The following is a 22,898-nucleotide window of genomic DNA, read 5'->3' as shown; positions in this document are numbered from 1 at the left end:
TGACGGTCTAGAAAGCATTATTATTCCGAGTGATCAGCTCGGTGCGCTAAACGGCTTGAAGCAGCGGCAGCGATTCCGCCAACGATATCATCAAGGAATGTATGCACTTTGCCAGTTGATTTATCATTTAAGTATTCTAAAATACCAGGTTTTAATTTATCGATATATCCAAAGTTCGTGAAACCGATAGAGCCGTACACGTTAACGATAGAAAGTGCGATAACTTCATCAATTCCGTATAAGCCTTCATCACGTTTTACGATATCTTGTAACGGCGCACTTAACATTCCTTTTTCAGCAAGGACATCGAGTTCGATACCAGTAATTAGTGCGTTTTGTACTTCACGTTTTGATAATACACGCTCAACGTTATAACGGCATTCTGACATCTCTAAATTTGGATGATATTTTTTTTGAAGAAAATGAACAAGTTCAGCAATATCGTCAATTGTTACACCGCGTTCTTGTAATAGTTGTAATGCTCTTTCTTGTAGTTGATTTGATTCTTTCATGTTTATCACCTTTTTTTCTTTTTAGTATTTGTATACGTTTCGTTGCTTTATCATGTGCATAGGAATGAAAGGCGAGCACAAGCTCATATATATAAAGAAAAACCATAGGTGGCGACTGCGATGATTCAGCATATTTATGAGCATTATCACATGCATGTTAAAGAATTAATCCCCCTTGGCCCCTATAAAAGCTTTTGGATTCGCAACAAAATTTATGTACTTGTTCCAATTGGAGAAATGGAGGAAGAAGTACTTGTAGAGATGAAAAAGCTCAGTGACTATATGAACCAGCAAGGGGATATGACTGTAGCGACTTTCGTTCCGACTATACACGGCTACTATGTAAGTGAGATAGAAGAACAAAATTACTGCTTATTAAAAGGTATGCGCACGTTAGAACGACATGCTATGTCATTAGGAAGTGAGCTTTCTATATTCCATAAACGAGGTGCATTCTTTCCAGAAGAAATTGAGCAATTAAGCCGCATTGGTGAATGGAAAGCGTTATGGGAAAAAAGGCTCGATCAATTAGAAAAATTTTGGCAATCACAAGTGATGAACCACCCTACAGACGTATTCGATCAATTGTTTATCGAATCCTTCCCGTATTATTTAGGAGTTGCGGAAAATGCAATTCAGTATGTTGTCGATACAGAGATGGATGATACGCCACAAATGACCGATGCGGCAACAATTTGCCAGGAGCGATTTACACCTTTATTATGGCATCAAACGAAGCGTCTAAAACTTCCTTTTGAGTGGGTGTATGATCATCCCACTCGAGATATAGCAGAATTGATTCGCTATATGATGATTGAAAAGAAGAAAGACTGGGAGCAAACAATCGTTCAATTTGTTACAGATTATGAACGCAATTATTCGCTATCCTCATTTGGTTGGCGCTTATTATTTGCAAGGCTCCTGTTCCCGCTCCACTATTTTGAAACGGTCGAACGATATTATCAAACTGGGAACGAAGAACAAAAAAGTATATATAGAGATCGCTTAGAAGCTATTTTACATGATGTGAACCGCTCTGAGCAATTTATGAGGAATTTTTATGGATCACTTCGTTTGCCAATTGATAAGTTAGGGATTAGAAAATTAGATTGGCTATCTTAAAAGTATAAAAAAGAGACCGATTGAGGTCTCTTTTTTATACCGCAATTGTATATGTAATACATTATGCTCCTACCTGTTGATCTGCACATATATTTAAAATGAATTGATTTCTTTCGATTTTTTCATTTACTTTACTCAATAATTCTTGCTGGATTTCTTTAAATAAAAATTGATAGCTTGTATTCCATGTTGGTATAACGGACGAAAGGCCTAATAAATATTCTTTTTTCTCTTCTAGTTCTTGAATTGTTAAAAAAGTGTTCCCCATTTTTGGCATGTGTCGTCCCCCTATGTTTTTTACTTCATCCCGCTATTTGTGGGAATCGGGCTGCCCGTAAACGCCCACTGATTATAGTTTCACTTTATATGTGTGAACGATTCACTATATAGTATTAATTATCGCATTTTTTTGAGAAGGATTTCCAATTTTGTTTTATGATGTTAAAGGAGAAGTGTTATTTGAATAAAAAAAGAGACCCATTGGGGTCTCTTTCTAGGAAGCGATTCTGAACGAGCCGCTTCTGCTTTTAATTAATATCTAGCTCCAGCGGCTAAAATGTTCGGTGGCTTCGCTTCTTCCGCCGAGGCAAAAAGCGCCTCTATGTCAGAAGCTCCATCCTCCTCACATTCTGAACGAGCCGCTTCCGCTTTTAATTAATATCTAGCTCCAGCGGCTAAAATGTTCGGTGGCTTCGCTTCTTTTCCGCCGAGGCAAAAAGCGCCTCTATGTCAGAAGCTCCATCCTCCTCACATTCTGAACGAGCCGCTTCCGCTTTTAATTAAAATACTTGCTCTACTTCAATAACGCCTGGTACTTCTTCAAGTAACGCGCGCTCGATACCAGCTTTTAGTGTGATTGTAGAACTTGGGCAGCTTCCGCATGCACCCATAAGGCGTAATTTTACGATACCTTCTTCAATGTCTACTAATTCAACGTCTCCGCCATCGCGAAGTAAGAACGGACGTAATTTATCTAGTACTTCTAGTACTTGTTCTTGCATATGTGGGTTTTCCATTTTTATCGACTCCTTTCATCAGTTTTATTATAATCAAGATAGAGGGGAAAATCTATTTTTTCTGTTCTTGTTTTATTGTCGAAATATTTTATCATGTGTACAACGTGTTTTTTCAGTATAGGGGTATGGAATAAGTTTGTAAAATGATGTGCTTATGTAATAAGACATCTGAATATACTGTTAGAACAAGGAGTGGGGGAGAAGAAATGGTTAATGTGCAAGTGTATGGGACGAAAGTGATTTGTGCGAGCTGCGTCGGAATGCCATCTTCAACAGAAACGTTTGAGTGGTTACAAGCGGCGATTGGTCGTAAATATGAAGGACAAGAAAATAAATTTAATTTCGAGTATATTGATTTTCAACAAGAACAAGAAGATGAAGATAAAAAAGCATTCGCAGAGCGCGTAGTAGAAGAAGATTTATTTTATCCAGTCGTTCTTGTGAATGGAGAGATTGTTGGAGAAGGAAATCCTCGTTTGAAGGATGTTTACGAGGAAATCGAGAAATATTTATAAAGCAGGAAGCCTTTGCGAATTTGCGAAGGCTTTTTTTAATGGAGGGATAGATGTGGAGAATGGAATAAAACAAGCTTTACCAGCAGAAGTAAAGCAGTTAATGGAGCAGTACATAGCAGGGTTAAAAGAAATTTTTTTAGATGGAAAAATAGTCGGAGTATATGTTTACGGCTCTATTGCGCTAGGTGCATTTCATATAGAAACGAGCGATGTTGATTTTGTTGCAGTACTAAATGATTCCGTGAATGAAGCTGAAAAACAACAAATTGTAGAACTGCATAAGAAAATGAGTGAAAGTACGCTAGGTAAAAGAATGGACGGTATGTATATTCCGCTTGCTGACTTAGGGAAATACAATCATGAAATAAATGAGTACGTGTATTGTGCAGATGGTAAGGCGAATATAGGTCATTGGGATATTAATGCGGTCACATGGTGGACATTAAAAAATCAAGGCATTACAGTTATCGGGAAAGAAGTAGAAGACCTTCCACTTCAAATAAAGTGGGATGATGTAGTCAATACAATGCAATACAACGTAGAACAGTACTGGAGTGAAAAAGCGAAGCAGCCATATTTATTTTTTATAGAAGAATGGGTAGAATCAGCTGTCGTTACGATGGGGCGTATTTTATATACGTTAGATCATAAAACAATTGTTTCAAAAGATAGAGGATTGCAATACTTGTTAGAACGCTCAGCGAAAGAATGGGAGCCTTTATTAAAAGAAGTAGAGCGAATGAGGTATGATCCAAAGGAGAAGAAGAAACTTTCTATTTGGAGAAGGGCTGATATGACGAAGAGATATTTGCTTAGTATGATTGAAGAGTGTAGGAGAAAGTGGTAGGGAAAATAACAAAAGCATCCTGATACGCAGAATACTTTTTCTTTTTCCTCGTTATTAAGATGTACAGAGCAGTGTAAATATTGCTGTAAGTAGCGATTAGCTTGTTCGTATTGTTTTAATTTGTAGAAAGAAAAACAGGTAAGAAGCAGAAAAGCTTTTTTTGTAATATTGGAACGACAGCTAGTACCGGATTGATGGAATGTATATTTGTTTTGGTTAAATTTTCCTAATAATCCCAAGTTTGAAACCAGTCGAGAATGCTAGAAAGGTAATCCGGAATGTCGATAGTTTCATGTGAAACATTATGTAATAACTGGTTTTGTTATATAAAGATGGGGAAATTTATATTGCTACTTCAAATTTAGAATTAATAATACTTGATGCTGAATGTGGCGAAGTAAAATATATAATGAAACTCCTTAAAAATGTTGTTGAAATAGATTTTATTGGATCAATTGAGGAAGTTAATGATAGATTATTTATTAGTTGTGTAAGTGGGAATATGTTTGAAATAGTAGAAAGCTAATTTGTGAAGTCTTTTAAGTCGAGATTTTAGGTTGGGCCATCTCATAATAGTAATTTATATAATAGGAGTAGGATGCGTCCAAATGGTTTTGGGGCATCTTTTTTTGTGAACATACAAAACATTTAACTTAGTGTATTAAACGTATGATTCATAAGTATTTTAATATATTTTAAAGCAAAATGAAATAATTAATGGGTAATTGTCAGAATATATTCGATTTTCATTCATTTTTATGAAATATATGTACTTTTTGTTAGTTTCCTTCTTTTTGTACATATACAATACCTGTATATAGAAATAAGAAAAGGATGATGTATGTGAAAGACACTGTTTTACAAGAAACAATCTCTCCACAAGAGTTACATAAGATTGTGCAAAAGAATACGGCGTATTATGACTTTAAATGGGGGAAAGTAGAGAATCCAGCACAAGGGAATACATGGAATTGGGTAGCCTTTTTCTTCCCAACTTTTTGGTTAGCTTATCGTAAAATGTATAAGTTATTTATTATATTTGCGTTATTGGCTATACCTAGTATAGTTATCCCACCTTTTATAGATGTTCCAGATGGGATTTATGTAACATGTAGTTTAGCTCTTCAATTAGGAATGATGATATTTACTGGATGGCAAGGAAACCGTTTATATTATAAGCATGCTGTTCGTGTTTTACATAAGGGAGAAGATATGCCGGATCACAAGAAGGCGTATTACTTACAATCAAAGGGTGGCGCTAGTGCTGCTGGTATGATTGGTTTACAAGTTATAGTGGGGATATTGTTTGGTGGAGCTATGTTCGGACTTTCTCTTTTACCAACTGAGCCGAATATTAAAAATGTTGTTCGTTCATGTGATGAAGGATTTACTTTAGAGGTTATGACTGATAATCCAACTTGGAAGTTCGTGAAGAAAGAAAAAGAGTATGACGTAGTAGAGTTTACTGGTTATGACTATACAGAGAAGAAAAACGTAAAAATTAAATTCGCTGTTTATTTCAGTGAAGGTTACTTTGAATGGCAAGAAGTATATGAGAATAATAAGAAGTTAAGTGAAGAAGAGTTAGAAGAGTATCAATTTTATATTGAAGAGAATGGTTGGGGGTTCTAGTGAGAACTCATTCATTTTGAAAAGAAGAATCTTGTGAAGGTTCTTCTTTTTTATTGTAAACACCATACGAATTGAAATTTTGTAAAATACAATAAAAAATGAGAATTTGAGGTAGGCTTGTCAATAACGTAAGACTATGGCACTATAAAGAAATGCTATACAAATTTTATTTATCGAGATGTAAAAATCAAATTTGATTTTTACGTATAAATAATGAACGGAGGAAATGAATTTATGGCTACTTTACCAAATTGTCCAAAATGTAATTCAGAATATACGTATGAGGATGGCGTTCTTTTCGTATGTCCAGAATGTGCTCATGAGTGGGGCAAAGAAGCAGAAGCTGAAAACAATGATGGTGCAAAAGTTGTAAAAGATGCAAACGGAAACGTTCTTCAAGATGGTGATGCTGTTACTGTCATTAAAGATTTAAAAGTAAAGGGTACTTCTTCAGTTGTGAAGATTGGTACGAAAGTAAAGAGTATTCGTCTAGTTGATGGAGATCATGATATTGATTGTAAAATCGACGGTTTCGGAGCTATGAAGTTAAAATCACAGTTCGTTAAGAAGGCGTAAGACAAATAAAAAGAGGAGGCTATTCGCCTCCTCTTTTTATTATGTCACTTTTTGTCGGTAAATCGATATTTCGTACAAAACCGTTGATATATTCTGAGTTATGATAGATATATTTGAAAAATCGTTGATATATTGTAAGTTATGATAGATATATTGAAAAAATTGTTAATATAATTTCATTCGCTGTGAACTACGCACGATTCACCTCGCATCATAGTCAATTTCTTTCAACTGACAGCGCTTATTAAAGAATGTTTTATATCCAAGCTGTAAGAAGATAATGACAGCGAAAGCGGTACTCCCTGAAATACCGAGTATGATAGCAATTTGATATTGAATTGCTGTAAACGGTGATACACCGGATAATATTTGACCGGTCATCATGCCGGGTAAGCTTATAATTCCCATACCGACCATGGAATTGATTGTTGGTAAAATAGCAGAATCAAAAGCGTCCCTTATGAGGGGAGCAGTTGCTTCTTTCGGTGTTGCGCCGAGCATAAGGGCACCTTCAATATGATCTCTTTGAGATTTCATATTGTTTAAAAAGGTGTTTGCCCCGAGGCAAATACCGGTCATAGCATTACCGATTAACATGCCGGCAATAGGAACGATATATTGCGGTGCATACCACGGATTATGCCCGATAATAACAAAGATAAATAGTAGTAATGGTCCGATTGATCCCGCAACCATGGAAAGAGCGGCTACACGTTTTAATTCTTTTGACATCGGAATATTAACTCGTTTATAAATATTAAAAATAGCAAATGTAGTAATAGAAGTAATGAGAGCAATTGTATAAAATGGATTACTGTTTTCAAATATGTATGTAAGGACATATGCAACAAGTACGAGCTGAATGGTCATACGGAATGTTGCGATCGCAATTTGTTTCTCGCGAGGTATCCCTTTTAATCTTACAAGTCCGATTAAAATAAGAATGAAAATATAGGCAGCAGCAAGTTGCCAAATTTGGAGTTCAATAACGCCCTTCAACTGAGAGCACTCCCTTTCTAGTTGCACCGTTTGTTTTACTAATTTCAATAATATCGTCTGCAATTTCTTCTGGAAGTTGTTGCGAGTGCGTGATGAAGATAACGGTTTTTTTCTTTTCTCTTGCGAGTATAGTGAATTGCTTCATAACGCGGCGTTCTGTATCACTATCTAATGCCGAAGTTGGTTCATCTAATAAATAGACAGGCGGATCTATAAGTATGATGCGAGCAAAAGCAAGCCGTTGTTTTTCCCCGCCTGATAATGAAGCGGCGTTGTCTTCTAAATTTTTATTTAAGCTAACAGTCGTTAATGCATTCTGCAAAGTATCATCACTTGGAGAGGGTTTTTCAGAAAGACGAAGTCCCATTAATAGATTGTCTTTAACTGTTCCGTCAAAAATAGGTGGAGTTTGTCCGAGCATAACTACGTCACGGCGTAATTGAATAGGGGGATAATCAGAAATTGGTTTTCCGTTATATTCGATTGTACCGGATGTTGGAGATTGTAAATCATTTAACATGCGAAGTAATGTACTCTTTCCGCTCCCACTTTCACCGATAATACAAGTGATTGTCTCTTTTTGAATCTGTAAATAAGGAATGTGTAGTATATCTTTATATGTAACGTCTTTTAATATAAACATAAATTGCTCCTTTCTGATTCTAGTTATATCGTATCAAAAAAGAGAGAGAAATAGAAAAATAAGGTTATAAAGAGCAACGTTTTTTCTTCGTCTTGAGTTTTATTAATAAGTTAAGTAAACAATCTAATTCTTGACTGAAAGAAATTACTTTATCATGAGTGAATCCGTACATTTCAACGAGATAGATCAATTCTTTCTTCTTCGTTTCTATTCGATCGTGTAGTTTCGTCAAGTTCATAAGTGAAATGTAATGCCTCCTATAAAAGTATTTATCACATAAAAAATAAGACCGAATTCATTCGGTCTTAAAGGAAATAATAAAAACAACTTACAAATAGCATACACTTTTCATCAATAGTTTTTAATATAAAAATAGAAAATTTTTGAATAAATATTGAGAAAAATATTTCTGATAATTTCTGTTTATGAAAAAATTTTTTTTAACTAATGAAAAGAGGCTGCCTACATAGTAGACAGCTCGTAAAGTATTAACCGTTATGATATTTATACATCCAAAGAAGACCGGATTTTAATAATCTCGGTACACGTCCCATTAATGGTTGGTTTGCTAGTAAACCAAATCCGTGCTTTTTGCCGAGGGAACCGAGAACACCTTTTAATTTAATAACAGGTAGTTCATCAGGAAGTGGTTCATTATTCCAACGTTTTAATAATATTTGGACAATTTGTTCTCCTTGACCTTCAGCAAGTTGAGCAGATGGTGCGTGTGGAAGTGCTGCACAATCTCCTACAACGTAAACGTGCTCGTCATTTGGAATATTGTGATATTTTGTTAAAACAACCCGTCCGCTACCATCTTGTTCAACCGGAAGGTTTCGAACAACTTCATTTGCTTGAATACCAGCTGTCCAGACGATTGCATCACATGCAAGAGGTTCATCGTGGTTGTACACAATATTTGGTTCGACTTTGGTAATGTTAGAGTTTCGTATAATGGTAACGTTATGTTTTATAAACCATTCTTCTACATAACTACTTAATTTCTCTGGATATGGGAATAAAATTCTATCTTTTCTATCAAATAAATAGATTTTTAAATCAGAACGGCTCTCACGAAGTTCACTTGCTACTTCAACGCCACTTAAGCCAGCACCAACGACAGCAACTGTAGCATTCGGTTCTAGGCCATTTAATTGTTCATATGTCTTACGTGTTTGTTCAATTGATTGTAGACTGTGTGTATATTCCTTTGCCCCAGGAACGTTATGATATTTATCTTCACAGCCAAGTCCGATAATTAAATCATCATATTGGATTGCTTCACCGCCATCAAGATGAACAGCTTTTTCTTCGAGATCAATATTTGTTATTGTGCCGTATTGAATATTGAGGCGTGGGTGCTCAGGAAACGGTATGCGAATATGCGTTTCTGAAATTGTACCCGCTACTAATGCATAATATTCAGTTTTGAAACAATGGTATGGTACTTTGTCGATTAATGTCACCTGTACATCATCTGGAAGTTGGTTGCTTGGAAGTAGCCGTTGCAGAATTCTCATTCCACCGTAGCCACCACCTAGTATTACGAGGTGTTTCATGATGGATTACCCCTTTTCTGTTGAAATGTCCCCTAATCCTAAAATTTTATATTAATAAAATATTTCGACTTTACTCAATCAAATTATATCGAATTTGTGAACAAATAACAATGCATGAATGAATACTCTGTTGTACAATAAGAAGAAAAGTAAAGTAAACTGTTTTCCTTTTCTAGTTACTATTTCATTATGAAGGCCGAAAAGCAGTGTTGTGAATATATTTATATAGAAAAGAATATTTGCTTTGAAGTGAAACAGTGAAGGAATTGAATAGTTTAGTAAGTGTAATGAAAACAACAAGAAACAGCTTAGTTTTCTTCTTATAGATGAAGTCAGAAGGTAATTTGTTTTGTAGTACAGGGGGGAGAATTTTGATTAAACCGTTAATTGAATTTTGTGTAGGTAACCTCGCGAGTGGTTCACAAGCAGCTTTAGAGAAATTAGAAAAAGATCCGAATTTAGATGTAATGGAGTATGGATGTTTAGGATATTGTGGTATTTGTTTTGAAGGCCCATTTGCCCTTGTGAATGGTGAAGTAGTACAAGGATCGACAGTAGAAGAGCTTGTTAATAATGTATATGAGTATTTGGATGAAAATCCAATGTTTTAAGGTGTTGCGAATGGGCAGCACCTTTTTCCATTAGATAAAATATTATTTCGCAGGGTAGGATAATACGGAATATAAATAAAAAAAAGGCCCTTTTAGAAGGGCTTTTTTCCTACACAATTTGTGCAAGAATGGCTCATCGCCAAATGTTGTCAAATATGAGAAACGGGGGACATTCATATTGTGTTCTAAAAGCATGCATTCTATACTTAAAATAACAAATTATTTTTGGAGTGAATACAAATGAGCCAATTTTCTTTTACAAAAATGCATGGTCTTGGCAATAGTTATATATATGTAAATATGTTTGAGGAACAAATTCTTGAAGAAGATTTAGCTCTTGTGGCGGAAAAAGTTTCAAATATTAATACTGGTATTGGGGCAGATGGAATGATTTTAATTTGTCCTTCTGACGTAGCTCCGGTGAAAATGCGCATGTTTAATAATGATGGTTCAGAAGGGAAGAGCTGCGGCAACGGTTTACGCTGCGTAGCGAAATATGCGTATGAGCATAAACTAGTAGAAGAAACAGTTTTCGCAATTGAAACGTTAGCCGGAATTGTAACGGCTGAAGTAACGGTAGAAGATGGTGTAGTTACATTAGCAAAAATCGATATGGGAGCACCACGTTTAACACGTGCAGAAATCCCGATGCTTGGTGAAGGTGAAACACCGTTTATTCGTGAAAACTTCTTATACAATAATCATCGTTATGCATTTACAGCTGTTTCAATGGGGAATCCGCATGCGGTTATTTTTGTTGATGATGTAGAAAAAGCGCCACTTACAACACTTGGACCAGTCCTTGAGACACATGAAATGTTCCCAGAGCGAGTAAATGTTGAATTTATCGAAATTTTGAATGGTGACGAGATGAACTTCCGTGTTTGGGAACGTGGATCTGGTGTAACACAAGCTTGCGGGACAGGAGCATGTGCTGCAGTTGTAGCTGCTATTTTAAATGGAAAGCTGGAACGTGGTAAAGAGATTACAGTTCATTTAGCTGGCGGCGATTTAATGATTGCATGGACAGAAGAAGGAAATGTGTTAATGAAAGGACCTGCGGAAGTAATTTGCCGCGGAGTGTATGAGTACAAGATAGAAGCGTAAAGATGTATAATAGAATGAGAACAGAAAGGATGGTGTATTTCATGATTGAAGTAACAGAACAAGCAGCTTTTCAAATTAAAGATATGTTAAAAGATGCTGAAGATGGAGAGAAGTACGTGCGCCTTGCTGTACACGGCGGCGGATGTAGTGGTCTTTCTTACGGCTTAGGATTTGAAGTAGAACCAAAAGAAGACGACACAGTTCTTGAATTTTTCGGTGTTGAATTTGTTATCGATAAAGAAAGTGCTCCAATTGTTAAAGGAGTAAAAGTTGATTATAAACAATCGATGCTTGGCGGCGGATTCACAATTGATAATCCAAACGCAATCGCATCATGCGGATGTGGATCATCTTTCCGTACAGCGACGAATGCTGGTAAGCCAGAAGAGTGCTAATTTTTTGGCAGAAATAGAGAAAGACCTTTTTAACGATGGAATACAATCGTTAAGGAGGTCTTTTCTTTTGTCGTGAAAAATCAAAAAGCCACCTTCTAAATTTAGAAATCAGCCTCAAGATATGTTGTGCAACGAGTTTTAAAGTCTTAATCTAATTTATCTTTGCATAGATGCAAGTATCAGTTAGTTGTTTGCCGTCAGCTGAAAGATCCTCATTACGTAATATCCCTTCAAGCTCAAAGCCTAGTTTTTCAGGAATCGCACGACTTTTTGTGTTATTACGTTCACATCGTATTTCAATCCTTCTAAATTTGAATAACTGAAATCCAAGGTTTATTAACGCACTTACTGTTTCTGTCATATATCCATTGCCACTAAATTGGGTGTTAATCCAGTATCCAATTTCACATTTAGAAACCTTCCAATCAATCGCGTGAAGGCTAGCAGTTCCGATAAAATTATTCGTCTCCTTATGATAGATAAGATAGCGAAAGCTTTCTCTTTTCAAAAAATCTATATGCGCATTTCTAAGGAGAATTTCCGTTTCTTCAACAGTAGGAATGGACTGGAATAAAGACAACCATTGCTTTAATTCATGAATTGAATCTTTAATAGCTTTATGTACTACATTCCCTTCACCTGCTTGCAGTGGTGCTCGAAGAATGAGTTTGTCTGTTTCTATTTGTAACGGAACATCTAATAAAATAGGATTCATATTATTTCTCCCCTCGAAAACTTTAAATTAGGAAATAATGAAATTTATGTAATAAAAAACTTTCAGCCAAAAGTTAGAAAATAATAAATATATATTCAATTCATCTTTTACAAATCCCTTTTCACATATTGAAAACGAAATCGCTAGTTGGTTGAGTAAGGAATTATTATTTTTTATCTATTTTCTTACGATTTTTGTCTTTTGCATAATAGAAGTTGGCTGATGTGTATGAAGAAGTTTAATGAAGTAGTAGCAACTGATCCGAAGGTAGAATCTGTCCTCGTTCCAATTGGTGTTGGAATGACTATTTCTAAAGTGAAGAAATAATTATTATCTTACAAAAGTGTAATGTTCATGTCATGTTTTTGAATTTCTTCTTTAAAGCCTGAGCTTTAAGATAAGAATATAAGAAAAAACATTTGAGGTGAAGGAAATGAAAAGATACATTGCACTTTTTAGTATTTTAGTTGTATTTGCAAGTCTGTTAGTTGGTTGTGATATTAATCGTTTAGGAAAAGATGAGTATTATGTTCAAGTTACAGCTGATGGAATTGAAAAAAATGAGAAGTTTGATAACGGAGAGCCACATAAATATTTCGAGTATAAATTAAAAGGATTCGATAAAGGTGGAGAAGAAAAAGAATTGGAATTCACAGCTCCAAAAAATCTTCGCAAAGAAGCATTCTTACGCGTATACAATTCAGATAAAAAAGGTGTAACAGCTTGGGAAGAAGTGAAAAAAGACGAGCTTCCAGCGAAAGTTAAAGAAAAATTAGGTGCAAAATAAGAAAGAAAAAAGGAATTGACGAACAGGGTCAATTCCTTTTTATATTCTCAAAATCCTCTTCTGAAATGACTGTAAATCCATGTCTTTTGAATAAAGCAGTTGTTACCCCATAACCAGTTTTTTTATTCCTGTTAAATTCTCCAGTGTAAATTGTAGAACTACCACAAGATGGACTACGTTCTTTTAAAATAATATATTCTGGGTGTAAGTCTTTAAGTTGTTCTAATGCTTTATAAGCACCACTTACGAAAGCTTCTGTGACATCTTCTCCATCTTTTGTCATCACTTTCGCTTTTCCGTCCAAAACGTCATCGCCATTCCCACCAATAATTTCAGCGGAAGGACGAGGCGTCGGTAGTCCTCCTAATACTTCAGGACAAATGAGGACTGTATCTTCTTTGTGCAAAAGTTCCTCTATTTTTGAAACGAGATTGTCATTCCCATCATAACGACAAGCGATACCACCTAAACAAGCGCTAATTACAATCATATTTTCATCTCCAATAAAGAAATATTAACTATCACGCCAATTTCTCTTCCTGCTTCTTACTTATAAATGAGGTGATAAGAATGGGAAGCTTATATAATTTAATGAAACCATATAGTGAATTTCAAAGTAAAGAGGAGTTTAATATATATCAAAAACAAGTTTTGAAATATTATCGATTTCAATTAAATAAAACGGATGCTACCATTATTCATTTTTTAGGAAAGTATGCGGTGAATGAGAAACAGAAAACAGTAGGAGTTGCTTGTCCGTTAATGGAGACGATTGCGACGAATGTTGGAAAGAGTATTCGTACAGTACGCCGCTCCGTTGCAAAGTTAGAGGAACTAGGAATTATAAAGCGTGTTGCGACAAAAGAAAGACATAAGCGCGGTGGGTATAGTGCGAACTTATATATTTTTCTTATATCTGCAATTGACCGCATGGATGACCGTATGAAAATGTCCGCATGTGAAAGTAAGGATTATGCAGCTGGCTGTAGTAAAAATGAGCAAAAATATGAGGGGGAAACAATTCTTTTTAAAAACATTCCACAAATAAAAGAGAAAAGAAAAATAACGTATGAGCTTGATGAAACGTATTGCCGTCATGATATACCGAAGTCTTTTATATACGCACTGGTGCCGATGACAAGTAATCCGAAGAAGATTAATATATTTTGGAGTAAGGTGGAACTTGCGTATAAAAAGAGTGGCTTATTAGAGCAAGGTGTTTTATTAGAGCAAATATTAGCTGATGAAGAAGTGAACGGAAATTTCATTTGGCGCGTGAAAAGTGTTGTGAGGGCACATAAATATGGGGAAATTCGTAAAGATATTGGGGCACTTTTGTACAGTACAGTGCGAGATTTATTTTTTGAGGTTGGATTAGAGTGGGGAGCAGCATTAAGGAGGAGAAAGGGAGTACATCTATTTGATCCGTTTAAAAAAGAGCCATGCTTATAATACATGACTCTTGCTTGTTAATCGAATTTCCTTACAACTGGAACACGAATCGCTACAAATAGTACGAAGACGATAACGGCGATTGCACCGCTTTTCATAACGGTTACGATTGGAATTCCTATTGCAAGTGCAATGGATGTGAATGCATAAGAGAGCGGGATAAAGCCCATTGATGATAGCATAAGTAAACTCATTACACGCCCCATCATCTCTTCTTTTACAGTTGCTTGAATCATCGCCATAAGTGGAACGATCGCCATTGCGATTGTAATACCGTAAAACATGCCAGCTAATAATGCCTGCCAAAGTACCGTACTAAAGTTAATGGATAAGAAGAATATACCAGACAGTAGCATCATGATAATGCAAAATAGGCCGCGTCTACGATTAATATTCTTTAAACCGACAATGACAGCGCCTATCGCCATTCCACCACCAACAGCAGCTTCTAAGTAACTGAACTGAAGTGAATCACCGTGCAGGACATTTTTAACGAAGAGCGGGAAACCGACTTGCATCGGACCGATTAAAAATAAGTTTAGAAAAGCGCTACAAATAAGGAAAGTTGAAAGGAATGGTGATTCCTTTACATATAAGATTCCTTCTTTAATAGAAGTAAACATGCCTTTGTCGGTATCTTTTTGCTCTGACATCGTAAATTGTATTTTTTGAACGAGTATGGCCGCAACGATCAGTAGTAAAATCGTAATCGAAAAGATTGTTTCATAGTTCGTAAATTTGATGAGAATTCCACCAAGTACAGGGCCCAAGATGACCGACGCTTGATTCGTCATTTGTGTAAGTGAATTTGCCTGCGTTAAGCGGCTTTTTTCTACAAGTTCTGGAAGAATAGATCCATCTGCGGACCAGAAAAAAGCATCAGCAAGTCCAAAGAATAAAGCGAATAAGGCAAATGTATATAGTGTTACATCACCGACGATGAACCATGTGAGAATGGTTGCGACAAGAATCGCTCGAATAATATTGGAGTAAAACATAATATTTTTTTTCGGGAATTTATCAGCTACAGCGCCGCCGATAATCATAAAAATAAGCCTTGGAACACTAAGAGCTACGAAAACAACACCGAGTGAAGCCTCAAGGTTTAATGTTTTTGCTATGTACCACGTTTGTGAAAAAGTAAAAAAGGCTAAAGCAAAGCTTGAAAAAAGAGTAGCTGCCCAAAGAAAAAGGAAATTCGTATTTTTTAATAACGGTTTTCCGCTTCCTTCTAGAGCAGTTTTATTTTGTTGTAGTTCCTCCATATTGCTTCCTTTCTATGTGACAAATTTAAACTAAAAAACCTATTAACAATCTTTTTATCCTGCGTTAACGGGCAGTAAAAATCCCACCTCAAAATTCGGTTCGAGCAAAGAAGTTAGGTGGGAGACCAACTGCCCGTAAACGTCCGATTGGTGAAGGCTAATACTCAGTGGGGGATGAACAAAACCCCCACTGAGTATAGTTTCACTTTATACAGTTTCTAATATTTCTATACTGCACTTTCTCATTGTAGACAATAATAATGAATTTGCCCAGTAGCTATTTAACGACAAAAAAAGAAGATACCAAAGAGTATCTTCTTTAAGCTAATGCGATATAAATATCTACTTGCACATTATTTGGGTCTACCGCTTTTTCATCATACAGTTCGAAATCTGTTGTAAAAGCACGTTTGTTTTCTTTCGACCATTGCCAAATGTATTCCCAAGCTTCGCACACGACTTCAGAAACTGGGCCTTTTCTCGATGTAAATACCGCATATGTAGCGGCAGGTATTGTTAAAGTTGTCATATTTTCTGGAACGTCTTTTAATGAAGAAACGGGCATACCGATTGTAAATTTATATGTGCCAGTTTCATCTGATTCGTAGTTTGAATAGAAAGCGAACGTTTCCTTTGTTTGTTGATTTGGGATGTGATGCATCATTTGTTCTTGGAAGTATTTGTTCCAAAGCCCTGGGATTTTTCCTTCAGTAGACGCCTCTTTTTCATTTGTCGTTGTAAGAGAAACACCGATTGCTTGGAAAGCTTCTTTTTTTACGATAATGGGTTCGTTAATCATGAAAATTCCTCCTTTTAAATAAGAACGTTTGTTCTGTTTTAGTGTAACATGTTTTTGGGGAGAAGTAGAGCTTTTTAGAAAGTGTTACTTTTTTGAGGAGATATAAAAGAAACCCTTTCATATGTGAAAAGGGTTCTTCGTAGTTCTATATTAAAACATACTGGAGCTATGCATTGGTTGAAGTTTTGCGTTTGGATCGAAGTAAGCTTTTGCATTGTTTACTGCTGTCGGTGCTTCACCAAATCCACAAGCGATAAGTTTTACTTTTCCTTCATATGTACAAATGTCACCAGCAGCGTAAATGCCAGGAATATTTGTTTCCATTTTTGAATTCACAAGAATGCTATTTTTTTGTATATCTAAGCCCCAGTTTTTAATTGGGCCAAGAGAAGAAACGAAGCCGTAGTTTACAATTACATCATCAACATCGATGATAAGTTTTTCTTCTGTTTTTACGTGTTGAAGAACGACTTGTTCAATTTTGTCATCACCAATGAGTTCAACTGGAACGTACGGTGTGCTTACTTCTGCACGAGAATTCATTAAGCTTTCGACGCTATGTTCATGTGCGCGGAATTTATCACGGCGATGAACGATTGTAACTTTGTCAGCAATCGGTTCTAACATCATCGTCCAGTCTACTGCTGAGTCGCCGCCGCCAAATACAACAACACGCTTGCCAGCAAATTTATTCATATCATCAACGAAATAATGTAAGTTTTTCTTTTCGTATTTTGCGGTCCCCTCTAATTCTAAGCGGCGTGGCTGGAAAGCACCATTACCAGCAGTAATAATGACTGATTTAGAATAGTGAGTTTGTTTATTCGTAACAAGTTTAAATATACCGTCAGCTTGTTTCTCAAACGTATCAACAGCTTCTTCTAAGCAAACTGTTGGATCAAATTTCTTCATTTGCTCTTTTAAGTTATCAACTAACTCTTGTGCACGCACTTTTGGGAATCCAGCTACATCATAAATGTATTTTTCAGGGTAGAGTGCGGATAATTGTCCTCCAAGTTGAGGTAAGCTTTCAATGATTTTTACACTTGCTTGTCTCATACCGCCATAAAATGCTGTGAAAAGTCCAGTTGGACCACCACCAATAATTGTTATGTCGTAAACTTTTTGATTTTCTGCCACTTTCATTCCCCCTATAGATGGAATTTTGATATTGATTTCATATATTGTTCATATGTACATGAAAATCCTGCAAATGATGATACTTTCAAATAAATGATAGCATATTTCAGTTCATAATACTTCTGAAAACGACTGAATTATAAGTAAGTTTCCGCATAGATGTTTTTTACATTGTATAAAATATACAGAAAGGAAAATACATGAAAAAAAGGCTGAAAAACCCTTGTAAACGCTATGTTATTTTAAAATATTGATAATTCGCTAGGTGCTTGAATTATGGAATAAAACCGACTAATATAGGGAAGTATTATGTTAAATTTCTATGACAAAATTCGTACGATTTTTTGACTGCGTTTTGTTACGATATAGAATGTGATAAATTCCACATTCTTGACAAATAGAGTTTTTAGTACTTGGTATTATTTTTCATTACTATTATATAAAGAAAAGGGTTGTGATTTGGTGAAGACTCCAAAAATCGTAGTTTTAGGTGCAGGTTATGGCGGGATGATTACGACTGTTCGTCTGCAAAAAGCATTATCTGTAAATGAAGCTGAAATTACGCTAGTAAACAACAACAGCTATCACTACCAAGCGACTTGGTTACACGAGAGCGCAGCTGGTACATTACAAGATGAAAAAATCTGTCTAGATATTCAAGACGTTATTGATACAAATAAAGTGAACTTTGTACAAGATACAGTAGTAGAAATTAAAGCTGCTGAAAAACGCATTATCTTAAAAGACAGCGAGTTAGAGTATGACTACTTAGTAATTGGTCTTGGTTTCGAATCAGAAACATTCGGAATTACAGGATTAAAAGAGCATGCATTCTCAATCGCTAACATTAATGCAACTCGTGAAATTCGTGAGCATATGGAAGCTAGTTTCGCTAAATATGCAACTGAACAACGCGATGAGTTAGTAACAATCGTTGTTGGTGGTGCTGGATTTACTGGTATCGAGTACGTAGGTGAGCTTGCAAACCGTGTTCCTGAACTTTGCAAAGAGTACAATGTACCACGTGAAAAAGCACGTATCATCTGTGTAGAAGCTGCTCCAACAGCACTTCCAGGTTTCGATCCAGCGTTAGTAGAATACGCTGTAAAACAACTTGAGAAAAAAGGTGTAGAATTCCGCATCGGTACAGCAATTAAAGAAGCAACTGAAGAAGGTATTATCGTTGCGAATGGCGATGACACTGAATTAATTAAGTCTGAAACAGTAGTTTGGGCTGCAGGTGTTCGTGGTAACGGTATTGTGGAAGAGTCTGGCTTTGAAGCAATGCGCGGACGTGTAAAAGTCGATGAGTACATGCACGCTCCAGGATACGAAGATGTATTCATGGTTGGTGATGCAGCGTTAATCATTAACGAAGAAATTAACCGTCCATATCCACCAACAGCACAAATTGCAATTCAACAAGGTTACAACATTGCACATAACTTAACTGTGTTAGTTCGTGGTAAGGGCGAAATGAAAAAATTCGCATTCGACAATAAAGGATCTGTATGTTCTTTAGGGCATGACGATGCAATGGGCGTTGTTATGGGTAAAAAGTTAACAGGTTGGAAAGCTTCCTTCATGAAGAAAGTAATTGATAACCGTTACCTATTCTTATTAGGTGGACCTTTATTAGTTCTTAAAAAAGGTAAATTAAAGTTCTTTTAATATATAATAGAAAAAGCAGAAACGGCTAAGAGCTGTTTCTGCTTTTTTCATATTAAAAATATAGTATAATATATAAAAAAGAAAGAATATTCTGTCCGTTCAGGTGGAGGAGGTTATTACATCATGGAGAAACGAGGGAAAGTGTGGTTAGCTGTTAGTGGTTTAGTAGCTACAAAAGATGGCAGGTGGCTATTTGTTAAGAAAAAATACAGTGGATTAAAGGGGAAATGGTCTTTGCCAGCTGGTTTTGTAAATGAAGGTGAGACGGTTGATGAAGCTGTGAAACGTGAAGTATTAGAAGAGACAGGTATTGTCGCTCATGTGAAGGGGATTATAGGTATTCGGTCGGGCGTTATTCGTAATGAAATTAGTGATAATATGATTATTTTCCTTTTGGAGCCTGAAGGGGAAAATATTATTGTACAGGAGAAGGAATTGTCTGAAGTAGCATTTTTACATCCAGAGACGATTGCTGACGATCCCAATACGTCTGTACTTATTAAATATTTGCTAGAAAGAAGATCAGAACTACATCTTGAAATGGACAAAACATTAAATCCAGGAGAGCAATTTGGTTATACAGCCTATCACGTATTTACGGCGCATGCGAAGGAGAGGGAGAAAGAGTGAGTATACCGGTACTACTTATTTCAATGATGTTATTCTTTATTTTGTTTTTTGGAATTGGATTTTTACTCAACATGATTTTGCGAGCTACATGGGTAATGGTTATTGTGTATCCGATTGTTTGTATGCTTATTATTAATAAAGCGAGTGTGTGGGATTATTTTTCAAAGCCGAAAGAAACATTTTCTTCATTTGGGAAAAGTGTATCGCATTTAGGACAAGCCGATATGTTTATTTTATCTACTGGATTAGTAGGTGCTGCTTTGGCAGGAATCGTAATTAAGAAACTTCGAAAGAGTGGATATCAAATGTTTTAATCTCCAATCAATTTGGAGATTATTTTTTTGCATATTCCTTCATCGTATAGGGAATGATTAACGATGAAGGAGTGTGGAATATAAAAATGTTAAAACGATATTGTATTCGCATTATGATGACTTGTTTACTTGTATCCGCATTATGCGTAACATGGAATGCTTTCACAGGAGTTTCTTTATTAGAGATTGTAAAGAAGTATGAGGGAACGAGTGCAAAAGAAGTACATGCAGCAGAAGTTAAGAGAAATGTTGCTCCGAGTAAAGAAGTGATAAATGCTTTAGAGCAGGCAAACGATTGGTCTAAATATCGTTCAATTGAAATGACTGCAACTGGTTATACGTCAGGAGTGGAGTCAACTGGTAAGAGTCCAGGACATCCAGAGTATGGTATTACATATTCAGGTGTTAAAGCGAAAAGGGATTTATATTCTACAATCGCTGCGGATTTACGTGTATTCCCGATTGGAACGATTTTATTCGTGCCAGATTACGGATATGGGGTTGTCGCTGATAAGGGCGGTGCTATAAAAGGAAATCGTCTTGATTTATATTATGATACGGTGAAAGATGTTTATAGCCAATGGGGTAAGAAAAAAGTAAATGTATATGTAGTTAAGGTAGGAAATGGTAAGTTTACAGAAGAAGAGTTAACGATGTTAAATGAAGACGAAACGATGCAAGTGTTTCGTGGCCAATATTTAAAACAAAGATAGTCTAGTGGTAATTACGCTAGACTTTTTTATTTGATCATAGAAGAAATGGAAGAAAGATGGATTACCCCGCTATTTGTGGCCCGTAAAAGCCCGATTGGTGAAGGCTAATGATCAGTGGGGGATGAAGAAAAACACCACTGGTTAAAGGTTCACTTTATATAGGATGTAACAGAAGTTAGAATTGTCGCATTTTATCGAAAATAAAGTTATAATAAAGGCAGAGTAGAGAAATTTAGGGGGTCTGAACATGTTTCAAGTACAAAAAGAATTAGCAGGTCATGAAGCGGTAATTGTTGCCTTATTTGAAGAAGAGAAAACGAGTAGTTTTGTACAAGAACTGGACAAAGCGTTTGAAGGGCAATTACAAGTTTTATTAGAAGAGAAAGAACTTTCTACTAAGAAGAAAGCTATTTCAAAAGTACATAGTTTAGGAAAAACAAATGTAAAACGCTATTACTTCGTCGGTTTAGGAAAGAAAGAATCTTATACGACAGAAACGTTACGTGCGGCTCTTGGTAAGGCGTTTAAAACGTTACAGGCAGCAAAAGTACAAGATGCAGCAATCTTACTTGATTCTTTCGTAACAGAGAAATTAGATGTGATTGATGTAGCTCATATAGCGGCAGAAGTACAAGGTCTTGGTACATATGAATTACAAACGTATAAATCAGATAAAAAGGATCGTGTAGAGTTAGAGAAGTTCACGGCTATTACAGCGGAAGATGCACAGGAAATTGAAGCTGCATTAACAGTTGGCTACGTGCATGGACGCGCAACAAATTCGGCTCGTACACTTGTAAATATGCCGCCAAACGTATTAACAGCGACGAAGCTTGCTGAGTATGCTGTTGAGTTAGCGGAAAAGTATGATATGGATTATAAAGTTCTTGAGAAAGAAGAGATGGAAGATCTTGGTATGGGTGCGTTACTTGCAGTAAACCAAGGTAGTACAGAGCCGCCAAAAATGATTGCTCTTATTTATAAAGGAAAAGAAGAGTGGACAGATGTCATTGGATTTGTTGGAAAAGGAATCACATACGATACAGGTGGTTATTCTTTAAAACCACGTGAAGGCATGGTCGGTATGAAAGGTGATATGGGCGGTGCTGCTGCTGTATTAGGTGCGATGGAAATTATCGGTGAACTTCGCCCAGAGCAAAATGTGATCGCTGTTATTCCATCAACTGATAACGTTGTAAGTGGTACAGCATTTAAGCCAGACGATGTAATTACATCTATGAGCGGAAAAACAATTGAAGTATTAAATACAGATGCAGAAGGTCGCCTTGCGTTAGCGGACGGTATTACGTATGCTAAAAAACTAGGTGCAAACTACCTTATTGATGTTGCGACATTAACAGGCGGTGTAATTGTTGCACTTGGAAATCATACGACAGGCGCAATGACAAACAATGAAGAGTTGTTTGAGCAAGTACTAGAAGCTTCTATGGAAACGGATGAATCAATTTGGCAATTACCGATTTTTGATCGTGATAAAGAACGCGTTCGAAACAGTAAGTTTGCTGATTTAAATAACTCACCAGGCCGTGAAGGGCATGCGGTTATGGCAGGTACATTCCTAGGTGAATTTGCTGAAGATACACCGTGGGTACACTTAGATATCGCTGGAACATCTGAAACATCAGGAGCAAATGATTTAGGGCCGGCCGGGGCAACAGGTGCAATGGTACGTACACTTGCAACACTTGTTGAGCGTTTCGGGGAAGAATAATTTTTGAAGAAAAGACTGTCTCAAACATTTGAGGCAGTCTTTTCTTATTGATATGGTACGAGTGTGATCAGTTTTTGTCGGTAAGTCGATACAACTTCATTTACTATTATGCTGTTTAAAAACGTGTGGCATAGTGAAAGGCTCGT

Annotated in this window: 27 protein-coding genes and 3 pseudogenes; 17 read left to right on the top strand and 13 right to left on the bottom strand. The window is 36.2% G+C overall.

The features are described 5' to 3' along the window. Nucleotides 1-20: 20 nt before the first annotated feature. The gene (locus DPQ31_RS24550; protein WP_000665097.1) at nt 21-512 is read right to left on the bottom strand and encodes a phosphatidylglycerophosphatase A family protein; all 492 of its coding nucleotides are present in this window, start codon (nt 510-512) and stop codon (nt 21-23) included. A gap of 120 nt (nt 513-632) precedes the next feature. Between DPQ31_RS24550 and yutH the strand changes: the two genes are divergently transcribed. After that, nucleotides 633-1,634, top strand: a complete 1,002-nt coding sequence (gene yutH, locus DPQ31_RS24545) for a spore coat putative kinase YutH (protein WP_000614220.1) — start codon at nt 633-635, stop codon at nt 1,632-1,634. A gap of 61 nt (nt 1,635-1,695) precedes the next feature. Here yutH and DPQ31_RS24540 read toward each other — a convergent pair whose 3' ends face one another. Next, nucleotides 1,696-1,911, bottom strand: a complete 216-nt coding sequence (locus tag DPQ31_RS24540; RefSeq protein WP_001125484.1) for a hypothetical protein — start codon at nt 1,909-1,911, stop codon at nt 1,696-1,698. A 502-nt stretch (nt 1,912-2,413) separates the two neighbouring features. Further along, entirely contained in the window at nt 2,414-2,650 is a 237-nt protein-coding gene (locus tag DPQ31_RS24535) for a NifU family protein (protein ID WP_000431159.1), read from the bottom strand. Between the two features lie 206 nt (nt 2,651-2,856). Here DPQ31_RS24535 and DPQ31_RS24530 point away from each other — a divergent pair, with 206 nt between their 5' ends. Next, nucleotides 2,857-3,165 carry a YuzD family protein gene (locus DPQ31_RS24530; RefSeq protein WP_000248598.1) on the top strand — a complete coding sequence of 103 codons (309 nt, stop codon included), beginning with the start codon at nt 2,857-2,859 and terminating at the stop codon, nt 3,163-3,165. Nucleotides 3,166-3,217: 52 nt separating this feature from the next. Further along, entirely contained in the window at nt 3,218-4,012 is a 795-nt protein-coding gene (locus DPQ31_RS24525; RefSeq protein WP_208731131.1) for a nucleotidyltransferase domain-containing protein, read from the top strand. A gap of 29 nt (nt 4,013-4,041) precedes the next feature. Here the strand turns inward: DPQ31_RS24525 and DPQ31_RS29440 are convergent. Continuing rightward, a pseudogene (locus tag DPQ31_RS29440) lies at nt 4,042-4,334 on the bottom strand (hypothetical protein); the annotation flags it as partial. Here DPQ31_RS29440 and DPQ31_RS29875 point away from each other — a divergent pair. From DPQ31_RS29875 to phnA, 3 genes and pseudogenes are all read left to right on the top strand, one after another. After that, nucleotides 4,329-4,538, top strand: a pseudogene (locus DPQ31_RS29875) (hypothetical protein); the annotation flags it as partial. The pseudogenes DPQ31_RS29440 and DPQ31_RS29875 sit on opposite strands and share 6 nt — an antisense overlap. A 311-nt stretch (nt 4,539-4,849) precedes the next feature. Beyond that, nucleotides 4,850-5,644, top strand: a complete 795-nt coding sequence (locus tag DPQ31_RS24520; protein WP_208731129.1) for a DUF2628 domain-containing protein — start codon at nt 4,850-4,852, stop codon at nt 5,642-5,644. Between the two features lie 234 nt (nt 5,645-5,878). Continuing rightward, nucleotides 5,879-6,220, top strand: a complete 342-nt coding sequence (gene phnA, locus DPQ31_RS24515) for an alkylphosphonate utilization operon protein PhnA (protein ID WP_000212733.1) — start codon at nt 5,879-5,881, stop codon at nt 6,218-6,220. A gap of 201 nt (nt 6,221-6,421) precedes the next feature. On the opposite strand, the gene DPQ31_RS24510 is transcribed toward phnA, so the two are convergent. The 4 genes from DPQ31_RS24510 to DPQ31_RS24495 all read right to left on the bottom strand — a co-directional run bounded on the left by DPQ31_RS24510 (nt 6,422) and on the right by DPQ31_RS24495 (nt 9,421). Continuing rightward, nucleotides 6,422-7,219, bottom strand: a complete 798-nt coding sequence (locus DPQ31_RS24510; protein ID WP_000679276.1) for an ABC transporter permease — start codon at nt 7,217-7,219, stop codon at nt 6,422-6,424. Next, a complete protein-coding gene (locus tag DPQ31_RS24505; protein ID WP_098138130.1) occupies nt 7,203-7,862 on the bottom strand; it encodes an ABC transporter ATP-binding protein in 660 nt (219 codons plus the stop codon). Before DPQ31_RS24505 ends, DPQ31_RS24510 begins: the two co-directional genes overlap by 17 nt. A gap of 64 nt (nt 7,863-7,926) precedes the next feature. Further along, nucleotides 7,927-8,100, bottom strand: coding sequence for an aspartyl-phosphate phosphatase Spo0E family protein (locus tag DPQ31_RS24500; protein WP_001054619.1), 174 nt, complete (start codon nt 8,098-8,100; stop codon nt 7,927-7,929). Between the two features lie 250 nt (nt 8,101-8,350). After that, on the bottom strand, nt 8,351-9,421 hold the full coding sequence (locus tag DPQ31_RS24495) for an NAD(P)/FAD-dependent oxidoreductase (RefSeq protein WP_208731127.1): 1,071 nt from the start codon (nt 9,419-9,421) through the stop codon (nt 8,351-8,353). Nucleotides 9,422-9,792: 371 nt separating this feature from the next. Between DPQ31_RS24495 and DPQ31_RS24490 the strand changes: the two genes are divergently transcribed. The 3 genes from DPQ31_RS24490 (at nt 9,793) to DPQ31_RS24480 (ending at nt 11,534) form a co-directional block, all read left to right on the top strand. Beyond that, a complete protein-coding gene (locus tag DPQ31_RS24490; protein WP_000595027.1) occupies nt 9,793-10,032 on the top strand; it encodes a YuzB family protein in 240 nt (79 codons plus the stop codon). Nucleotides 10,033-10,272: 240 nt separating this feature from the next. After that, nucleotides 10,273-11,139, top strand: a complete 867-nt coding sequence (gene dapF / locus DPQ31_RS24485; RefSeq protein WP_097957527.1) for a diaminopimelate epimerase — start codon at nt 10,273-10,275, stop codon at nt 11,137-11,139. Between the two features lie 41 nt (nt 11,140-11,180). Beyond that, entirely contained in the window at nt 11,181-11,534 is a 354-nt protein-coding gene (locus DPQ31_RS24480) for a HesB/IscA family protein (protein ID WP_000573824.1), read from the top strand. Between the two features lie 151 nt (nt 11,535-11,685). Here the strand turns inward: DPQ31_RS24480 and DPQ31_RS24475 are convergent, their stop codons facing one another. Continuing rightward, on the bottom strand, nt 11,686-12,249 hold the full coding sequence (locus DPQ31_RS24475; RefSeq protein WP_097837606.1) for a GNAT family N-acetyltransferase: 564 nt from the start codon (nt 12,247-12,249) through the stop codon (nt 11,686-11,688). 228 nt (nt 12,250-12,477) lie between these two features. Here DPQ31_RS24475 and DPQ31_RS24470 point away from each other — a divergent pair. Both DPQ31_RS24470 and DPQ31_RS24465 read left to right on the top strand, forming a co-directional pair. Continuing rightward, a pseudogene (locus DPQ31_RS24470) lies at nt 12,478-12,576 on the top strand (methyltransferase); the annotation flags it as partial. A 106-nt stretch (nt 12,577-12,682) separates the two neighbouring features. Beyond that, nucleotides 12,683-13,036 carry a YxeA family protein gene (locus DPQ31_RS24465; protein WP_000833123.1) on the top strand — a complete coding sequence of 118 codons (354 nt, stop codon included), beginning with the start codon at nt 12,683-12,685 and terminating at the stop codon, nt 13,034-13,036. A gap of 28 nt (nt 13,037-13,064) precedes the next feature. On the opposite strand, the gene DPQ31_RS24460 is transcribed toward DPQ31_RS24465, so the two are convergent. Further along, nucleotides 13,065-13,526 carry a 2-thiouracil desulfurase family protein gene (locus tag DPQ31_RS24460; RefSeq protein WP_199634317.1) on the bottom strand — a complete coding sequence of 154 codons (462 nt, stop codon included), beginning with the start codon at nt 13,524-13,526 and terminating at the stop codon, nt 13,065-13,067. A gap of 80 nt (nt 13,527-13,606) precedes the next feature. Between DPQ31_RS24460 and DPQ31_RS24455 the strand changes: the two genes are divergently transcribed. Continuing rightward, nucleotides 13,607-14,488: a helix-turn-helix domain-containing protein gene (locus DPQ31_RS24455; RefSeq protein ID WP_208731125.1), complete on the top strand. Its 882-nt coding sequence runs from the start codon at nt 13,607-13,609 to the stop codon at nt 14,486-14,488. Nucleotides 14,489-14,505: 17 nt separating this feature from the next. On the opposite strand, the gene DPQ31_RS24450 is transcribed toward DPQ31_RS24455, so the two are convergent. The 3 genes from DPQ31_RS24450 to DPQ31_RS24440 form a co-directional block, all read right to left on the bottom strand. After that, on the bottom strand, nt 14,506-15,753 hold the full coding sequence (locus DPQ31_RS24450; RefSeq protein WP_000391933.1) for an MFS transporter: 1,248 nt from the start codon (nt 15,751-15,753) through the stop codon (nt 14,506-14,508). Between the two features lie 319 nt (nt 15,754-16,072). After that, on the bottom strand, nt 16,073-16,552 hold the full coding sequence (locus DPQ31_RS24445; RefSeq protein ID WP_097957532.1) for a GyrI-like domain-containing protein: 480 nt from the start codon (nt 16,550-16,552) through the stop codon (nt 16,073-16,075). 150 nt (nt 16,553-16,702) lie between these two features. Continuing rightward, nucleotides 16,703-17,692: an NAD(P)/FAD-dependent oxidoreductase gene (locus DPQ31_RS24440; protein ID WP_208731122.1), complete on the bottom strand. Its 990-nt coding sequence runs from the start codon at nt 17,690-17,692 to the stop codon at nt 16,703-16,705. A gap of 462 nt (nt 17,693-18,154) precedes the next feature. Here DPQ31_RS24440 and DPQ31_RS24435 point away from each other — a divergent pair, with 462 nt between their 5' ends. From DPQ31_RS24435 to pepA, 5 genes are all read left to right on the top strand, one after another. After that, complete coding sequence (locus DPQ31_RS24435) at nt 18,155-19,363, top strand: NAD(P)/FAD-dependent oxidoreductase (RefSeq protein ID WP_000856621.1); 1,209 nt, start codon at nt 18,155-18,157, stop codon at nt 19,361-19,363. A gap of 123 nt (nt 19,364-19,486) precedes the next feature. After that, nucleotides 19,487-19,993 (top strand): NUDIX hydrolase, encoded by a 507-nt coding sequence (locus tag DPQ31_RS24430; protein WP_000415305.1) that lies wholly within the window; start codon nt 19,487-19,489, stop codon nt 19,991-19,993. Then, a complete protein-coding gene (locus DPQ31_RS24425) occupies nt 19,990-20,307 on the top strand; it encodes a YuiB family protein (protein ID WP_199632712.1) in 318 nt (105 codons plus the stop codon). Before DPQ31_RS24430 ends, DPQ31_RS24425 begins: the two co-directional genes overlap by 4 nt. Before the next feature lie 86 nt (nt 20,308-20,393). Beyond that, on the top strand, nt 20,394-21,020 hold the full coding sequence (locus tag DPQ31_RS24420) for a 3D domain-containing protein (RefSeq protein WP_002156546.1): 627 nt from the start codon (nt 20,394-20,396) through the stop codon (nt 21,018-21,020). Between the two features lie 247 nt (nt 21,021-21,267). Next, nucleotides 21,268-22,752, top strand: coding sequence for a cytosol aminopeptidase (gene pepA, locus DPQ31_RS24415; RefSeq protein WP_000487963.1), 1,485 nt, complete (start codon nt 21,268-21,270; stop codon nt 22,750-22,752). Nucleotides 22,753-22,898 lie beyond the last annotated feature (146 nt).

Source organism: Bacillus sp. COPE52 (genome assembly GCF_003355115.1).
Classification (GTDB): Bacteria; Bacillota; Bacilli; order Bacillales; family Bacillaceae_G; genus Bacillus_A; species Bacillus_A toyonensis.
Note: the sequence above shows the minus strand (reverse complement) of the source record. Positions and strands in the feature narration are given on the sequence as shown.

What these genes read in the sequence shown, in the direction of transcription:
- DPQ31_RS24550 (WP_000665097.1), bottom strand. Translation starts at nt 512, where the DNA reads ATGAAAGAATCAAATCAACTACAAGAAAGAGCATTACAACTATTACAA.
- yutH (WP_000614220.1), top strand. Translation starts at nt 633, where the DNA reads ATGATTCAGCATATTTATGAGCATTATCACATGCATGTTAAAGAATTA.
- DPQ31_RS24540 (WP_001125484.1), bottom strand. Translation starts at nt 1,911, where the DNA reads ATGCCAAAAATGGGGAACACTTTTTTAACAATTCAAGAACTAGAAGAG.
- DPQ31_RS24535 (WP_000431159.1), bottom strand. Translation starts at nt 2,650, where the DNA reads ATGGAAAACCCACATATGCAAGAACAAGTACTAGAAGTACTAGATAAA.
- DPQ31_RS24530 (WP_000248598.1), top strand. Translation starts at nt 2,857, where the DNA reads ATGGTTAATGTGCAAGTGTATGGGACGAAAGTGATTTGTGCGAGCTGC.
- DPQ31_RS24520 (WP_208731129.1), top strand. Translation starts at nt 4,850, where the DNA reads ATGTATGTGAAAGACACTGTTTTACAAGAAACAATCTCTCCACAAGAG.
- phnA (WP_000212733.1), top strand. Translation starts at nt 5,879, where the DNA reads ATGGCTACTTTACCAAATTGTCCAAAATGTAATTCAGAATATACGTAT.
- DPQ31_RS24505 (WP_098138130.1), bottom strand. Translation starts at nt 7,862, where the DNA reads ATGTTTATATTAAAAGACGTTACATATAAAGATATACTACACATTCCT.
- DPQ31_RS24500 (WP_001054619.1), bottom strand. Translation starts at nt 8,100, where the DNA reads ATGAACTTGACGAAACTACACGATCGAATAGAAACGAAGAAGAAAGAA.
- DPQ31_RS24495 (WP_208731127.1), bottom strand. Translation starts at nt 9,421, where the DNA reads ATGAAACACCTCGTAATACTAGGTGGTGGCTACGGTGGAATGAGAATT.
- dapF (WP_097957527.1), top strand. Translation starts at nt 10,273, where the DNA reads ATGAGCCAATTTTCTTTTACAAAAATGCATGGTCTTGGCAATAGTTAT.
- DPQ31_RS24480 (WP_000573824.1), top strand. Translation starts at nt 11,181, where the DNA reads ATGATTGAAGTAACAGAACAAGCAGCTTTTCAAATTAAAGATATGTTA.
- DPQ31_RS24475 (WP_097837606.1), bottom strand. Translation starts at nt 12,249, where the DNA reads ATGAATCCTATTTTATTAGATGTTCCGTTACAAATAGAAACAGACAAA.
- DPQ31_RS24465 (WP_000833123.1), top strand. Translation starts at nt 12,683, where the DNA reads ATGAAAAGATACATTGCACTTTTTAGTATTTTAGTTGTATTTGCAAGT.
- DPQ31_RS24460 (WP_199634317.1), bottom strand. Translation starts at nt 13,526, where the DNA reads ATGATTGTAATTAGCGCTTGTTTAGGTGGTATCGCTTGTCGTTATGAT.
- DPQ31_RS24455 (WP_208731125.1), top strand. Translation starts at nt 13,607, where the DNA reads ATGGGAAGCTTATATAATTTAATGAAACCATATAGTGAATTTCAAAGT.
- DPQ31_RS24450 (WP_000391933.1), bottom strand. Translation starts at nt 15,753, where the DNA reads ATGGAGGAACTACAACAAAATAAAACTGCTCTAGAAGGAAGCGGAAAA.
- DPQ31_RS24445 (WP_097957532.1), bottom strand. Translation starts at nt 16,552, where the DNA reads ATGATTAACGAACCCATTATCGTAAAAAAAGAAGCTTTCCAAGCAATC.
- DPQ31_RS24430 (WP_000415305.1), top strand. Translation starts at nt 19,487, where the DNA reads ATGGAGAAACGAGGGAAAGTGTGGTTAGCTGTTAGTGGTTTAGTAGCT.
- DPQ31_RS24420 (WP_002156546.1), top strand. Translation starts at nt 20,394, where the DNA reads ATGTTAAAACGATATTGTATTCGCATTATGATGACTTGTTTACTTGTA.
- pepA (WP_000487963.1), top strand. Translation starts at nt 21,268, where the DNA reads ATGTTTCAAGTACAAAAAGAATTAGCAGGTCATGAAGCGGTAATTGTT.